Origin of the sequence: Pedobacter lithocola (assembly GCF_042650845.1) — a bacterium.
In the GTDB taxonomy this organism is placed as follows: domain Bacteria; phylum Bacteroidota; class Bacteroidia; order Sphingobacteriales; family Sphingobacteriaceae; genus Pedobacter; species Pedobacter lithocola.
The window spans coordinates 1,412,194-1,427,710 of record NZ_JBHSBW010000007.1 but is presented as its reverse complement, the minus strand read 5'-3'; the positions used below and the strand labels follow the sequence as shown (position 1 = coordinate 1,427,710).

Here is a 15,517-nt window from a genome sequence, read left to right as displayed (position 1 = left end):
GATTTGCAGCGCTGCTATGTAGTTTTTTGACTGTCAATTGATTATTAAAACATTTCTATGTCCAACGGATTAATGTTGATCGCAAATCGGCAAGGGTGAATGGTTTGGCTAAAAAATCTTTCATACCGGCATCCAAACAGGCAATTCTATCACTTTCCATCACATTCGCACTGCAACCAATTATTATTGGTGCAGCCAATCCATTATTTTTGGATTGTCCTAATATCTTTATTGCCGCCGAAACACCATCCATTTCTGGCATTTGCATATCCATTAAAATAACATTGTAAAAACTGTGCTCCGATTTTTCCAATGCTTCCAATCCGTTGTTGGCAATATCAAAATCATAGCCCGATTTTTTAAGCATTTTTGATGTAATTATCTGGTTAAATACATTATCATCTGCAATAAGAATTTTAATTCCTGATGCAGGTGTTGTTTTGGTGTTCACATCTTCCATCAAATTTTGTGGAAGAGTTTCTATACTTTCAATTGGCAAGGTTAGGTTAAACTCACTGCCTATTCCAACTTGACTGGTTGCAGTAATATTCCCACCCATCATTTCTGCAAGTTTACTGCAAATTACAAGTCCTAAGCCAGCGCCCCCAAACTTTCTGGTTATAGATTGATTTACTTGAGAAAATGGTAAGAACAATTTCATCATATCTTCAGCGCCAATCCCTATACCAGTATCTTTTACGCTAAAAATAAGTTTATCTTCTCCTGATGATCGCTCATGCTTTACAATCAAATTAATCTCACCCTTTTCTGTAAATTTAATAGCATTACTAAGCAGGTTTATAATAATTTGCTTGTATTTAATCTCATCTGTAACAATGGTTTGAGGCAAATTTTCATCGACTATGATGTTGTATGTTAGATTTTTGTTCTTAAGCATTGGCATAACAACATCGCCAATATCCTGGAGGGTTTTCTTTAAATTAAATGGATGTTTATGAATCTCCATCTTATTGGCCTCAATTTTTGAAATGTCCAATATATCATTCACCACATCAATCATAATGCTATTACTAGCTTGCAGCGTATTTAACAATTGCGTTTGTTCATCATCAAGTTTGGTCAATTTCAGCAATTCTGCAGCACCAATAATTCCATTAAGTGGCGTTCTAATTTCATGACTCATATTCGTCAAAAACGTAGATTTGGCTCGTGTAGCAGCTTCGGCAGCTTCTTTGGCTATAATTAATTTTCGCTGAGAATTTTCTAACCGTTCCGTACTTTTTATCAGTAAAAATCTTTCGTAATCTGCAACCTTTCGGTAAACAATCAGCATAAAAATCATCATAAACGAAATAATGAAAAAGGAAAGGATCAAATCAAAATTTCTTGCAAATTCATCTGGATATGGCACTACTAATGCCGGAAATAAATACTCTAAGGCAATACATAACCCTGCGGTTGCAGTAAAAAAAAGTATAAATAATAATCTCGAATTTTTTGATAGCGATAATACAGCTACGCTCAGGTAAAAGATTAGAAATATTGGAGTAGAGCCTCGCGAACCTTCATTTAAAAACCATGATGGTAACATGGTTAAGCAGTTAAAAATGAAATAAGAAAAACGTCCCTTTTCTGAAATTTTATCTTTTAATGCATACAAATAAAATAATGAATGGACAATGACATAGCAGATGATTAATATATTATTAGTCCAACTTAAGCCTAGAAATATGTTGCAAACTAAACTAATAATGGAAATGATAATCAAGCATAAACATAATACTGCAAACAATTTGGATTCGATGCTAATTTTTCGATTGCCAATGTTTAGTAATTCAATATTTTTCAGCATTATTTTTGTAGTTTCTTATTATAGATAAGTCACTTAAGCTCATGTTCTAACATTTATCTATTGCAACGTTTAATAACATATCGTTGTTTTAATTATTACATTCTTTTATTAGCTTTGTATGATATATGCTATCCAAAAAGACTAAATACGCCATAAAAGCACTTGTTGCACTTGGTAAAAATGTAGAAAAACCTCCAATGCAAATTTCAAAAATCGCAGAAGAGGAGCATATTCCCAAAAAATTCTTAGAGCAAATTTTATTAGATTTACGTAATGCTGGCTTTCTTTATAGTAAAAAAGGTGCTGGTGGCGGTTACAGTTTAAATAAAAAGCCTGAAGAAATCTTATTGGTACAGGTAATGCGTGTTACCGACGGACCAATTGCCATGGTTCCATGTGCAAGCTTAAATTTTTACCACAAATGTGATGAATGTGTAGACGAAAAAACCTGTGGTATTCGAAGTGCATTTATCGACGTTAGAGATGCAACACTTAAAGTGCTAAGCGAAACCAGCATTGCTGATGTTATCGGTAGAGAAGACACTTTAAAATCAGAAATAAATATTTTGTAAAAATTCATTCTCAGGAATCATTTAAATTCTTTTTATAAAAATTACTACTATTCCTATATACTTTATATATTTGGCAGATGAACTTCAGATTTATAGCTAAAAATATGGTTGCCCAAATGATTTGCTGTTGTTGTTAAACAATGGAATAGAGGGTGCTAAAAAATTATAGATATAAATATTAGATGCTTCTCGGTTAAAGAGAGGCATTTTTTGAATAAGGCTAACAACACATATGCAAAGTTTCAGAACAGAACTCGAGAACAATATTGTTGAACAAGACATTATTGATTTAGAGAATAAAATAAAGGCTTTTCGCGATGGAACCATCCACGATGAGAAATTTAGAAGTTTACGATTAGCCCGCGGCGTTTACGGACAAAGACAGCCTGGGGTACAAATGATTCGCATTAAATTGCCATTTGGAAAAGTAACTTTTAAGCAATTATTGCGCATCGCCGATATTGCTGATGAATATGGCAGTGGTAATTTGCATCTAACTACTCGTCAGGATATTCAACTGCATTATGTGAGTTTAGATAGAACGCCGGAACTTTGGGCGAAACTTGAGCAAGACGATATTACACTTCGTGAGGCTTGTGGTAATACAGTTCGAAATGTAACGGCTTCGCCAAATTCGGGTATTGATAAAGATGAACCTTTTGATGTTTCTCCCTACGCACATGCCGTTTTTAAATACTTTTTGCGCAACCCAATTTGCCAGGAAATGGGTAGAAAGATTAAAATTTCCTTTTCTTCAAGTGATAAAGACACCGCTTTCAGTTACATTCATGATTTAGGTTTTATCCCAAAAATTAATGAAAAAGGCGAACGTGGTTTTAAAGTTTTGTTTGCCGGCGGCTTAGGTGCGCAACCCTTTTTAGCAAGTGCCATACATGATTTTCTGCCTGAAGACCAGTTAATTCCATTTACAGAATCAGTATTACGCGTTTTCGACCGTTACGGCGAACGTACCAATAGAAATAAAGCTCGTTTAAAATATTTAGTACAAAAACTGGGTTTAGAAGAGGTCTTACGCTTAGTTGCCGAAGAGCGTATTGCCAATAAAGTAAAAACTTTTAAAATAGATACAGAAACTGTTCCTCAACCAGAGTTGCCTTCGGTAGAAAATTTTGGTGATGTAGAAATCTTAAACGAAACACATTATAAACATTGGTCGGCAACAAATGTAGTCGCGCAAAAGCAAGAAGGTTTTTATGCCGTTTATGTAAAAGTTCAGGTTGGAGATATCAAAACAGATAAAGCTAGGGATTTTGTTAAAGCCATTAAACCTTATGTGGCAGATGAAATTAGAATTACACAAAACCAGGGTTTACTATTAAAATATGTGCGAAGAGATGCTTTGCCATCTTTATATGTTGCCTTAAATAAAATTGGCTTTACTACTGCAGGTTTTGATAGTTTGGCAGATATTACAACTTGCCCGGGAACAGATACTTGTAATTTGGGTATCTCCAACTCTATGACTTTAGCTGAAGTTTTAGAAGATGTGATTTACACAGATTTCCCTGAATTTATTTATGAGAAAAACATCAAAATCAAAATTAGTGGTTGCATGAATTCTTGCGGTCAGCATGGTTTGGCAGAAATTGGTTTTCACGGAAGTTCGGTAAAGGCAGAAGGTAAAGTTGTACCGGCAGTTCAGGTTATGCTTGGAGGCGGAACAGTAGGAAATGGAGTAGGAAGAGTCGCCGAACGCGTCATTAAAGTGCCGTCAAAAAGAGCAACCAGCGTTTTGCATTTCATTTTAAATGATTTCAAAGCAAATAATGAAGAGAATGAAAACTTTCATCAATATTATGATAGAAAAGGTAAAGATCATTTTTATCAGTTATTAAAACCCTTGGCCGATTTAACCAACCTTCAACAAGAGGAATTTGTAGATTGGGGACACGTAGAGCAATTTGTTACTGCAATTGGTGTTGGTGAATGTGCCGGTGTAGTTATTGATTTGGTTGCCACTTTATTATTAGAGGCGGATGAAAAATTCGGTTGGGCAAAGCAAAATTTAGAAAAAGGTGCTTACGCTGATGCAATTTATCATATTTACAGCACTTTCGTTAGCGCAGCAAAATCTTTGCTTTTAGATAAAGGTGTAAACAGCAGCACTCAGGTTGGCGTAATCAGAGAATTTGATAATCACTATGTGGAAACAGGCGACTTTAATTTATCAACTAACTTTTCAGATTTGGTTTTACAAATTAACAAAAACGAACCAACAGCAGAATTTGCACAAAAATATTTTAATGAAGCTGAGGCATTTTTAAATCAGATTAAGGAAAAAAGGAAGTAATGTGAGATGTGAGAGGATAGATGTGAGATTTGAAACTTTACAAACGCTTATGTGAAACGCCAAACTATTTTATTCTCTCATTCAAAACTCTTTCATTCAAAATTTAAAACTATGGTCAATCAAAATAAAGAATCAAAAATTACGCTTTTAGGTGCTGGTCCGGGCGACCCTGATTTGCTGACTTTAAAAGGTGTTAAAGCTTTGCAAGCCGCAGATGTGGTGTTGTACGATGCTTTAACAAATGAGGCCTTATTAGAGCATGCCCCAGCTGATGCTATAAAAGTTTATGTTGGCAAGCGTTCTGGAGAACATTCTTATCCACAAGAAACAATTAATAAACTAATGATTGATTATGCCTTAAATTATGGGCATGTGGTACGCCTAAAAGGTGGCGACCCATTTGTTTTTGGCAGGGGATATGAGGAATTGGATTTTGCAGCATCATACAGCATTCCGGTCGATGTGATTCCGGGTATTTCGAGTTCAATCGGTGTTCCTGGTTTGCAACAAATTCCGGTTACACACCGCGGATTGAGTGAAAGCTTTTGGGTAATTACAGGTACAACCACATCTGGCGAGGTTTCTAACGATATTTATCAGGCAGCAGAATCGAACGCTACCGTTTTAGTATTAATGGGCTTAAAGAAATTGGCTAAAATCGTAGAGATTTTTAAAGCCGCAGGAAGGCATCATTTGCCGGCGGCGGTTATTCAAAATGGTTCTTCCGCCGATGAAAAATTAGTGGTTGGCATGGTAGAAACCATCGAAAGTTTGGTTCAGCAAAACCACATCAAAGCGCCTGCACTTTTAATTTTTGGCGAAGTTGTTTCCTTACATCCATCATTTAAAAAATTAGTAAAACAATATGCAAGTATTGCCTAACCAACCAAATGATGCGACACCTTACTTAGAAAATGAGAAAGGGAATCAGCTTTTTCCGGTTTTTATAAAACTGAATAAGTTGCGTACATTATTAATTGGAGCAGGAAACATTGGTTTAGAGAAATTATCGGCGATTGTAAATAATAGTCAGCATGCTAAAGTTACCATAGTTGCAGAAAATGTTTCTCCCGAGATTTACACCTTAATAGCAAACTACCCGCAAATAAAAATAAGGCAAAAAAGTTTTGATGTTACTGATTTGGAAAACATCGATATTGTTTTTGCGGCTACTAACAACAATATTTTAAACGAAGAAATTAGAGCCGTAACCCATGAAAAAGGTTTGCTAATAAATGTTGCAGATAAGCCCGATTTATGCGATTTCTACTTGGGTTCAATTGTGCAGAAAGGTGATTTAAAAATTGCTATTTCTACGAATGGAAAATCCCCAACCATCGCCAAGCGTTTAAAACAGATTTTGAATGAAGGTTTGCCGGCAGAACTGGACGAAACGCTGCAGAATATGAGCGCTTTGCGCCAAACTTTAAATGGCGATTTCTCGGCAAAAGTTAAAAAGCTGAATAAGGTTACGCAGAGTTTAATTAATCCCCGTAAAGGCTTTGCAGAACGGAACATTAAGTGGCTTATTTGGGTCGCATCGATTTTATTAATTGGTGCAATTGGTTTTTCTTTGTGGAATACCGAACCCGAATTTCAAACTTTCTTAATCAATATCGACCCATTATTTTACTGGTTTTTAGGCGCAGGATTTGTATTTGCATTAATAGATGGTGCCATCGGCATGTCGTACGGTGTAACAACTGCATCGTTTTCATTAGCAATGGGTTTGCCGCCTGCATCTGCAAGTATGGCCATTCATATTTCTGAAGTAATGAGCAATGGAATTGCCGGCTGGATGCATTACCGAATGGGAAATGTGAATTGGAAATTGTTTAAAATCCTGATTATTCCTGCAATTGTTGGAGCGGTTTTAGGTGCTTTTATTTTATCATCATTAGAGCATTACAGTTCGTACGTAAAGCCGATAGTGGCGGTATACACGCTGTTTTTAGGTGGTGTAATTTTGATGAAAGCATTTAACATCAAACGAAAAAAGGCAAACGAAAAGATAAAAAGAATTGGCTTACTTGGATTTGTAGGTGGTTTTATTGATGCCGCTTTCGGTGGCGGTTGGGGTTCAATCGTATTATCAAGTTTGATTGCTGGGGGTCGTCACCCATTATTTTCTTTGGGTACAGTAAAAATCAGTAGGTTTTTTATCGCAACATTAAGTTCACTAACCTTTTTTACAATGTTGGGCGGCAAACATTGGGAAGCTGTTTTAGGCTTAATTATTGGTAGTGCGGTAGCATCGCCGATTGCTGCAAAGGTTTCGAACAAAATCTCTGCAAAAACGATTATGGTGGCCGTTGGAATTATCGTAATGATTGTGAGTTTGCGGAGTGTAGTTATGTTTATTTTAAAATTAGTTTAGATGGTGAATTTATCAGAAATACAGACACAATTATCTGAGTTAAATGTGGTTGGTAAACTTAAATATTTAGCTGAGAAATATGCTGATGGAATAATTTTCTCGACTAGTTTTGGTTGGGAAGACCAGGCCATTACACATATAATTTTCTCCAACAATATTCCAATTAAAGTATTTACATTAGAAACTGGTCGGCTTTTTCCTGAAACTTATTATGTTTGGAACCGAACTTTAGAAATGTATAATCAGCCTATTTATGCTTATTATCCTAAAAATGAATTGTTGCAGGATATGGTGAATACCAAAGGACCAAATAGCTTTTACGAATCGGTGGAGAATAGAAAAGAATGCTGTTACATCCGTAAAATTGAGCCTTTAAAACGGGCGTTGAATGGGAACAAAATCTGGGTTACAGGAATCAGGGCTGAACAGAGTGCAAACCGTGAAGATATGCATGATTTGGAATGGGATGAAGGAAATAAGTTGGTTAAATTTCACCCGATTTTTAACTGGACTTTAGAAGATGTGAAAACTTATATTAGAGATAATAACATCGTTTACAACACTTTACATGATAAAGGTTTCCCAAGCATTGGTTGCGCACCATGTACAAGGGCTGTTGCGCCAGAAGAAGATTTTAGAGCAGGAAGATGGTGGTGGGAAGACCAGGGTAAAAAAGAATGTGGTTTGCATGCTACTGAGGTTGAGGAAGGAAAGGTTGAGGGCGAGAAAGGTTGAAGGTTTAAGGTAAAAGGCTAAAGCTGAAAGACCAAAGCTGAAAGATTAAAGCTGAAAGACCAAAATTTAAGGCGGGGTGCATAGGCACTTTGTAATTCCCCTCTTTTAGAGGGGTGCCCGCAGGGCGGGGTGTTTTTAGAAAATAAAACCTCACCCTTTGAAGGAAAGAAAATGCAACACATAAACCAAAGCTTAAACTTTGATTTAGTGAGGTAAACAACAACAACAACAACAAATGATATAACAATTGGATATTTGAATGAACAGACTATCGAAAGTCAATTTGCTCATTCAAAATTCAATCAATCAAAACTTAATAAATGAGTACATATAATTTTGATTATTTAGATGAACTAGAGGCCGAAGCCATTCACATTTTGCGTGAAGTGGCTGGGCAGTTTGAAAAGCCTGCTTTGCTATTTTCGGGTGGAAAGGATTCAATTACTTTGGTTCGTTTGGCTGAGAAAGCCTTTCGCCCTGGCAAATTTCCTTTTCCATTGGTTCACATTGATACCGGACATAATTTTGAAGAAACCATTTCTTATCGTGATAAAATGATTGAAAGAATTGGTGAGCGATTAATAATTGGGTCCGTTCAAGAATCTATCGACCAGGGAAAAGTGATTGAGCAAACGGGTAAAAATGCCAGCAGAAATGCTTTACAAACGATTACTTTACTGGATACCATAGCCAAACATCAATTCGATGCTTGTATTGGTGGTGCCCGAAGAGATGAGGAAAAAGCCAGAGCAAAAGAACGTATTTTCTCTGTTCGTGATGAATTTGGGCAGTGGGACCCAAAACGTCAACGCCCTGAACTTTGGAATATTTACAACGGAAAAATCCATAAAGGCGAAAACGTTCGGGTATTTCCAATTAGCAATTGGACAGAATTAGACGTTTGGAATTACATCCGAAGAGAAAAAATCGAATTACCAAGCATTTATTTTTCTCATGAGCGTGACGTGATTACCAGAAATGGTCAGCTAATGGCCGCATCTCCGTTTTTAAATATGGATGATGAAGACGTGGTTTTCAAAAAGCAAGTACGTTTTCGTACCGTTGGCGATATGTCTTGCACTGCAGCGGTAGAATCTGAGGCCATTTTAATCGATGATATTATTTCCGAAATCAGCGAATCTAAAATCTCCGAACGTGGCGCTCGATTGGATGATAAAGTTTCTGAAGCCGCAATGGAGGATAGGAAAAAAGGGGGATATTTTTAAGAGATTTGAGTATTGAGATGTGAGATTTGAGAACCTTGCATCTTTGTGATATCTCATATATAAAAAACCAAAAGAAATTCGAGTGTTGTGATATGAGATTTGTGACTTACACCAGTCTAACATCTCAGATCTATTATCTCAAATCTGAAAAACATGAACATATTAAAATTTTTCACAGCAGGCAGCGTAGATGATGGTAAGAGTACTTTAATTGGCCGTTTGTTGTACGATACAGATTCCATTTTAGCCGACCAGTTGGAGGCCTTACAAAGTTCTAACCGCAAAAACGATGATGGAACCATTGATTTAGCCATTTTAACCGATGGTTTAAGAGCCGAGCGTGAGCAAGGAATTACGATTGATGTAGCTTACAAATACTTCCAAACGGAAAAGCGAAAATTCATCATTGCCGATACGCCAGGGCATATTCAATATACCAGAAACATGGTTACTGGTGCCTCTACAGCTAATTTGGCTATTATCTTGATAGATGCCCGTAATGGCGTGGTCGAGCAAACCATTCGCCATTCTTATTTAGTTTCTTTATTGGGGATTAAGCACATTGTAGTTTGTATCAACAAAATGGATATGGTTGATTATAGCGAGAATGTTTACAATTCAATCATCGATAAATACCAAATTCTGGCGCAACAATTAAAGCTGGTGGATGTAAATTACATTCCGGTTAGTGCTTTAAAAGGCGACAACATTGTTCAGAATTCGGAGCGTATGGATTGGTACAAAGGCGAAAGTTTATTGCATTTCTTAGAAAAAGTTGATACCGATAATTTAGATAAATCTCAACTGGCTCGTATGCCAGTGCAATGGGTTATCCGCCCTCAAACGGAAGAATTGCATGATTACCGTGGTTATGCCGGACGTGTTTTAAGTGGTACATTTAGCTTAAATGATAAGGTTACCATTCTACCATCGGGTGCAAATTCAACGATAGAAAAAATTGAGTTTTTCGACCAAAATCCTGATGTTGCACACGCAGGGCAATCGGTTACAATTCATCTAAAGGATGATGTGGATATTAGTCGCGGTGATACCATTGTAAATGCTGCAGCCTTACCACAAGAATCAAAATTAATTGAGGCCGATTTGTGTTGGATGGATGCCCGTGCTTTGGATACATCAATAATGTATTTGATTCAACATAACAGCAAAACCAACAAATGTAAAATCAGCGAAATTCTGCACAAGATAGATATCAATACTTTAGAAAAACACGCTGCAGAAGAGTTTAAACTGAATGATATTGGCAGAGTGATATTAAAAACAGCCGATGCGCTTGCTTTTGATTTATACGATGATAACCGGGCTAATGGTTCGGCGATTTTGATTGATAGTCGTACCAATTTAACAGTTGGAGCGCTGATGTTTAGGGCGGCAGTTGAGTAATTTAAAAACGGTAGAGATGCGATGGATGATGTTTTTGGCAAAATTCAAAAGAACCATAACCAAATATCATAATGAAAACTCTAAATTTAGAGGGAAAGCAATTTCAACGGGGCATCGGTAATGATAGCCCCGTTTTTATTTGGGTGATTTTAAAAATGCTGTTTATAATTTCTTAGATGTCCTGTCTAAGGTGGTTCAAACAATTTCCTTATCTTCGTTTATCCCCAAGTAAACATCCCGAACAATTAATTAGCAAAACTATGCACGCTGGGAAAAAATACACTTTTTTCGAATTTATATTGTGGACTCGTAGAGACCTTTACCGTTTAGCCATTTTGGCTATTATTCCTACGGTGCTTTATCACTTTTGTAACTTTACATTCCTCTCAATATCATGGGTTCCTGTGGCGCTTTTAGGTACTGCCGTTTCTTTTATTATTAGTTTCAAGAACAATGCAAGCTATGCGAGGCTTTGGGAGGCTAGGCAAATTTATGGCGGAATTATCAATGGAAGTCGTGCTTTTGGTGTAATGATAAGGGATTTTCTTTCCTCGAAAGATAAAAAATACGATGTTCAAGTTATTTTCTATCGCCATCTTGCATGGTTAACAGCCTTGCGTTATCAGTTAAGAGAAACACGTGCGTGGGAAAATATGGATGATTTAAGGAACATCGAATATGCCAGGAATTATCACACAGCAGAGAAAATCGATAAATTAGAGGACGTGTTAGCGAAATACCTTTCTGCAGATGACTTGACTTATATTGTAACAAAGAAAAACAAGGCCACACAATTAATGGCGTTACAATCAAAACATATAAATCAATTGGTTGCCGCTGGAGTGTTATCTGAACTGCAACTTCAATCTTTACAAAATGCAATTACCGGGTTTTACGATAACCAAGGTAAAGCCGAGCGAATTAAAAATTTTCCCTATCCAAGGCATTTTTCTTCGATAGCAACCATTATGTTAAATCTCTTTGTGTTTTTAGTTCCTTATGGTTTACTAAACGATTTTAACAAATTAGGTACAGGAACGCTAATAGAGGGCTATTCTATTTGGTTAAATATCCCTTTTGCTATATTGTTAACCTGGGTTTTTAACTCGTTGGATGTAGTAGGAGAGAGTTCAACCAATCCATTTGAAGGAAGTGCAAATGATGTTCCAATAACGAATATTTCTCGAACAATTGAAATTGATATGCGTGATATGCTTGATGAAACGGACTTGCCACCTGCCATTACGCCTGAAAATAATATTTTGATGTAAGAACTTTTACTTATGGAATTGCTTAAAACATTTCATCGTATTTCTATATTTAATATTTAAAAAACCCTAAAATTTAAATCATGAAAAATAAGATTATTTGCCTTGCTTTTACTGTATTTCCGTTTATGTATGCTTGTAATTCATCTGATAAAAAGGCAGATGCAGCCAAAATTGATTCGGTAGTTAATGAAAAATGCTATGCTGCATCTTTTGAAAAGGATAGTGCGGCCATGATTGTAAAAACAATGGCATCGGGCAAAGTAACAGGTTCATTACTAATTAAATATGGCGATAAGCCACAAAATAACGGAAAAATTGATGGCAAGTTCAACGGCGATACACTCTTGGTTGATTACCGATTTAATACTGGTATTGATACAACTAAAGCATTTACAAACCCCTTAGCATTTCTAAAAAAAGATGGTAAATTAATTATGGGTGTTGCTCAAATTGAAACAACATTAGGAAGGTCTTATTTTGTTAAGGGCAAACCAATCAATTACGAGGCAGGAAAATTTACTTTTGATGAAGTGCCTTGTAAGTAAAATATATTAGATTATTATTATTCCGTCAGGATAAATTTTAAGCACAATAAAATTATTTTAAAATAAATTACTACAAATTCTATAGACTTTGTATATTTGATTTTAATTAATAGGAATTATCACGAGCTAATTTTTTTGTTATGATTTTAAGTAAAGTAGAAAAAGCGAACATTGAACCCAAAATTACATTAATAGGTGCTGGTCCTGGCGACCCGGATTTGTTTAGTTTAAAAGGTGTTAAAGCATTAAAAACAGCTGATGTTGTTTTATATGATGCAAATGTGAATGAGGCTTTACTTTGTCATGCACCCGATGGAATTCCGAAAGTTTATGTAGGTAAACGTAGTGACGACGAAGATTTTTCGCAAGATGCCGTTAACAAATTGATAGTAGATTATGCTTTAAATTACGGTCACGTAGTACGTTTAAAAAGCGGCGATCCGTTTTTCTTTGCTAAAGGTTACGAAGAAATTGACGCTGCAGAATCTTACAGTATTCCTACTGAAATTATTCCTGGTATTTCGAGTGCAACTGGTGCACCCAGCTTGCAGAAAATACCGATGATTTATAAAGATCTAAGTGAAAGTTTTTGGGCGGTAACCGGAACAAATTCTAGAGGTGAAATTTCTGAAGATTTATATATTGCTGCTAAAACAAAAGCAACTATCGTAGTGCTTAATGGAATTGAAAAGGTAAAAGAAATTGCTGCTATTTTTCAAGCCGAAAGCAAAGGTTTACTGCCAGTCGCGGTGATTCAAAATGGTTCCAACCACGATGAGAAAATAGCTGTTGGCATTGTTGACACCATAGCTGAAGTTGTGGAAGACAAGAATATTACTGCACCAGCTTTGTTGGTATTCGGTGATGTAGTTTCGCTGCATCCACAGTTTCAACCAATTAGAGATTTCTATGAAATAATGGCAGGAGAATAAAGCCTCAACCTATTAATGATTTGTTGGTCTGGTTCAGGTTGCTCTTTTCGAAAGAGAGGGCAAACGTTGTTATTTAGTTCCAACCTTATAACTTTCAAACAATAAAAATAACTCCTTTTGATAGGGACCTATCCTTTGTTAATAAGCGTGATTGCAGTGAAAAGTCCGAAGCGTAGCGAAGGCTTGCAATGAAAAGCAGGGCTGCAATCGGCAATGAAATGCTGAACGTTCACTTCCAAAAAGAACTTCCCCTATGAAAGTTCGAAGTTCAGGTTAGTTGAGTAAGTCCTCTCCTTAAAGAGAGGGAAACAAAGGTCTGTGGTTCTAACCTAACTAAAACATAACTTAAAAATAACTCCCATAGATAGGAACTATCCTTTGTTAATAAGCCTGATTGCAGTGAAAAGCCCGTAGCGCAGCGAAGGCTTGCAACGAAAAGCAGGGCTGCAATCGGTAATGAAATGCTGAACGTTCAATTCCAAAAAAACCTCACCCGATGAAAGTTCAAAGTTTAGGTTAGTTGAGTAAGCCCTCTCCTTAAAGAGAGGGAAACAAAGGTTTGTGGTTCTAACCTAACTAAAACATAACTTAAAAATAACTCCCATAGATAGGAACTATCCTTTGTTAATAAGCCTGATTGCAGTGAAAAGCCCGAAGCGTAGCGAAGGCTTGCAACGAAAAGCAGGGCTGCAATCGGCAATGAAATACTGAGCTTTCACTTCCAAAAAATCCTTATTAAATAAATCTCAATCATTATCCTTAAAATAAAGAAGACAATATGAAGATCTCCGATTCGGAAAAATTTAGATTTAAATCTCAGATTATTACTAAAAATTCCCATCAAAAAATTATTTTTCATTATTTGCAAACAACAAAACAATTAGTAACTTACTAAAGTTATCTACACCAAATATTTGATGGAAATTATACATATAAGCGCCGAGTGTTACCCTGCTGCAAAAGTTGGCGGATTAGCTGATGTGGTTGGGGCTTTACCAAAATACCAAAATAAAATAGGTCACATTGCCAAGGTGGTTATACCTGCATACGACACAAAATTTATACGCGAAAGCGATTTTGAGGTTACTTACGATGCCTGGTCGAACTACGGAAATAATCACTTTTCTTATCGGGTTTTAAAAGAAAAATCTAATAAACTGGGTTTTGATTTGTATCTTATTCATATTCAAGGGTTAACCGATAGACCAAATGTTTATGGCTATGGAGATGATACCGAACGTTTCGTGGCTTTTCAAATTGCAACACTAGATTGGATTGCACAATGGGAGCACCGCCCGGATGTAATTCATTGTCACGATCACCATACCGGATTGATTCCTTTTATGGTTGCAAACTGCTTGAAATATCAGTCAATAAGCAAAGTTCCTACGGTTTTAACCATCCACAATGCACAATATCAAGGTCAGTTTGGTTGGGAAAAATTATACTATTTGCCAGCTTTTGATTTATGGAAGGGCGGTTTATTAGGTTGGAAAGATGCAATAAATCCACTAGCCGCTGCAATTAAATGTGCATGGAAAGTTACTACGGTTTCGCCAAGTTATTTGGATGAAATGATGGATAATGCCCGTGGATTGGAAAGCTTGCTGAGGCAAGAAAGATGGAAGTCGGTTGGAATTTTGAATGGTATAGATACGGAAGTCTGGAACCCGGAAACCGACCCAATGCTAGGTAAAAGTTACAATTTAAAAACAGTAGAGGCTGGTAAAAAAGCAAACAAAAAGGCCCTTTGCGATGTTTTTCAATTAGATTCTTCTAAACCTCTCTTTACTTTTATAGGTAGATTGGTTGATGAAAAAGGTGCAGATTTGCTTCCTGATATTTTCTATTCGGCTCTGCATCAGCATGGTGACAATATTAATGTGCTGGTTTTAGGTTCGGGAGATAATTGGGTTGAAGGCAGGTTAAATCAACTAAAAGATATTTACGGAGGAAAATATAACGCATACATTGGTTACAATGAGCAAGTTTCGCATGAGATGTATGCAGGTGCAGATTTTCTTTTAATGCCATCGAGGGTAGAGCCTTGTGGCTTGAACCAACTTTACGCTTTGCGATATGGAACTGTTCCAATTGTACGAAGAGTTGGTGGATTGAAAGATACAGTTATTGATATTGGCGATGGAGGTTTTGGCATTTGCCACGATCAAACCAGCGTTTGGGATGTTACCCACTCCATAAACAGGGCTGTAGATTTATATAATGATAAAAAAGCTTTTAAAGCAGTACGTAAAACCATGATGAAAATTGACCATTCATGGGATAAGGCAGCAACGAATTACATAGAATTATACCAAATATTAAAATAAG

At 36.4% G+C, this 15,517-nt stretch carries 12 protein-coding genes; 11 read left to right on the top strand and 1 reads right to left on the bottom strand.

The window, feature by feature from the left end:
• Window positions 1–55: 55 nt before the first annotated feature.
• Window positions 56–1,552 (bottom strand): ATP-binding protein, encoded by a 1,497-nt coding sequence (locus tag ACFOWA_RS08460; protein WP_378983955.1) that lies wholly within the window; start codon window positions 1,550–1,552, stop codon window positions 56–58.
• A 386-nt stretch (window positions 1,553–1,938) separates the two neighbouring features.
• On the opposite strand from ACFOWA_RS08460, the gene ACFOWA_RS08455 reads away from it, so the two are divergent.
• The 11 genes from ACFOWA_RS08455 (at window position 1,939) to ACFOWA_RS08405 (ending at window position 15,516) form a co-directional block, all read left to right on the top strand.
• The gene (locus ACFOWA_RS08455; protein ID WP_378983952.1) at window positions 1,939–2,385 is read left to right on the top strand and encodes an RrF2 family transcriptional regulator; all 447 of its coding nucleotides are present in this window, start codon (window positions 1,939–1,941) and stop codon (window positions 2,383–2,385) included.
• Between the two features lie 232 nt (window positions 2,386–2,617).
• Complete coding sequence (locus tag ACFOWA_RS08450; protein ID WP_378983950.1) at window positions 2,618–4,696, top strand: HEPN domain-containing protein; 2,079 nt, start codon at window positions 2,618–2,620, stop codon at window positions 4,694–4,696.
• A gap of 111 nt (window positions 4,697–4,807) precedes the next feature.
• Window positions 4,808–5,578 carry a uroporphyrinogen-III C-methyltransferase gene (gene cobA / locus ACFOWA_RS08445; RefSeq protein ID WP_378983948.1) on the top strand — a complete coding sequence of 257 codons (771 nt, stop codon included), beginning with the start codon at window positions 4,808–4,810 and terminating at the stop codon, window positions 5,576–5,578.
• Window positions 5,562–7,073 carry a TSUP family transporter gene (locus tag ACFOWA_RS08440; protein WP_378983946.1) on the top strand — a complete coding sequence of 504 codons (1,512 nt, stop codon included), beginning with the start codon at window positions 5,562–5,564 and terminating at the stop codon, window positions 7,071–7,073. Before cobA (ACFOWA_RS08445) ends, ACFOWA_RS08440 begins: the two co-directional genes overlap by 17 nt.
• Window positions 7,074–7,808, top strand: coding sequence for a phosphoadenylyl-sulfate reductase (locus tag ACFOWA_RS08435; RefSeq protein ID WP_378983943.1), 735 nt, complete (start codon window positions 7,074–7,076; stop codon window positions 7,806–7,808). It abuts the gene before it with no gap.
• 320 nt (window positions 7,809–8,128) lie between these two features.
• A complete protein-coding gene (gene cysD / locus ACFOWA_RS08430; protein ID WP_378983941.1) occupies window positions 8,129–9,034 on the top strand; it encodes a sulfate adenylyltransferase subunit CysD in 906 nt (301 codons plus the stop codon).
• A gap of 153 nt (window positions 9,035–9,187) precedes the next feature.
• Window positions 9,188–10,438 (top strand): sulfate adenylyltransferase subunit 1, encoded by a 1,251-nt coding sequence (locus ACFOWA_RS08425; protein ID WP_378983938.1) that lies wholly within the window; start codon window positions 9,188–9,190, stop codon window positions 10,436–10,438.
• A 260-nt stretch (window positions 10,439–10,698) separates the two neighbouring features.
• Complete coding sequence (locus ACFOWA_RS08420) at window positions 10,699–11,709, top strand: bestrophin family protein (RefSeq protein ID WP_378983936.1); 1,011 nt, start codon at window positions 10,699–10,701, stop codon at window positions 11,707–11,709.
• Between the two features lie 80 nt (window positions 11,710–11,789).
• On the top strand, window positions 11,790–12,254 hold the full coding sequence (locus ACFOWA_RS08415; protein WP_378983933.1) for a hypothetical protein: 465 nt from the start codon (window positions 11,790–11,792) through the stop codon (window positions 12,252–12,254).
• 140 nt (window positions 12,255–12,394) lie between these two features.
• Entirely contained in the window at window positions 12,395–13,186 is a 792-nt protein-coding gene (gene cobA, locus ACFOWA_RS08410; protein WP_378983931.1) for a uroporphyrinogen-III C-methyltransferase, read from the top strand.
• A gap of 917 nt (window positions 13,187–14,103) precedes the next feature.
• Entirely contained in the window at window positions 14,104–15,516 is a 1,413-nt protein-coding gene (locus tag ACFOWA_RS08405) for a glycogen synthase (protein ID WP_378983928.1), read from the top strand.
• Window position 15,517 lies beyond the last annotated feature (1 nt).

Excerpts from the sequence above, each read along its gene's own strand:
- ACFOWA_RS08440 (WP_378983946.1), top strand. The coding sequence starts at position 5,562 with ATGCAAGTATTGCCTAACCAACCAAATGATGCGACACCTTACTTAGAA.
- ACFOWA_RS08415 (WP_378983933.1), top strand. The coding sequence starts at position 11,790 with ATGAAAAATAAGATTATTTGCCTTGCTTTTACTGTATTTCCGTTTATG.
- ACFOWA_RS08460 (WP_378983955.1), bottom strand. The coding sequence starts at position 1,552 with ATGTTACCATCATGGTTTTTAAATGAAGGTTCGCGAGGCTCTACTCCA.
- ACFOWA_RS08450 (WP_378983950.1), top strand. The coding sequence starts at position 2,618 with ATGCAAAGTTTCAGAACAGAACTCGAGAACAATATTGTTGAACAAGAC.
- cobA (WP_378983948.1), top strand. The coding sequence starts at position 4,808 with ATGGTCAATCAAAATAAAGAATCAAAAATTACGCTTTTAGGTGCTGGT.
- ACFOWA_RS08420 (WP_378983936.1), top strand. The coding sequence starts at position 10,699 with ATGCACGCTGGGAAAAAATACACTTTTTTCGAATTTATATTGTGGACT.
- ACFOWA_RS08455 (WP_378983952.1), top strand. The coding sequence starts at position 1,939 with ATGCTATCCAAAAAGACTAAATACGCCATAAAAGCACTTGTTGCACTT.
- ACFOWA_RS08405 (WP_378983928.1), top strand. The coding sequence starts at position 14,104 with ATGGAAATTATACATATAAGCGCCGAGTGTTACCCTGCTGCAAAAGTT.
- ACFOWA_RS08435 (WP_378983943.1), top strand. The coding sequence starts at position 7,074 with ATGGTGAATTTATCAGAAATACAGACACAATTATCTGAGTTAAATGTG.
- ACFOWA_RS08425 (WP_378983938.1), top strand. The coding sequence starts at position 9,188 with ATGAACATATTAAAATTTTTCACAGCAGGCAGCGTAGATGATGGTAAG.
- cobA (WP_378983931.1), top strand. The coding sequence starts at position 12,395 with ATGATTTTAAGTAAAGTAGAAAAAGCGAACATTGAACCCAAAATTACA.
- cysD (WP_378983941.1), top strand. The coding sequence starts at position 8,129 with ATGAGTACATATAATTTTGATTATTTAGATGAACTAGAGGCCGAAGCC.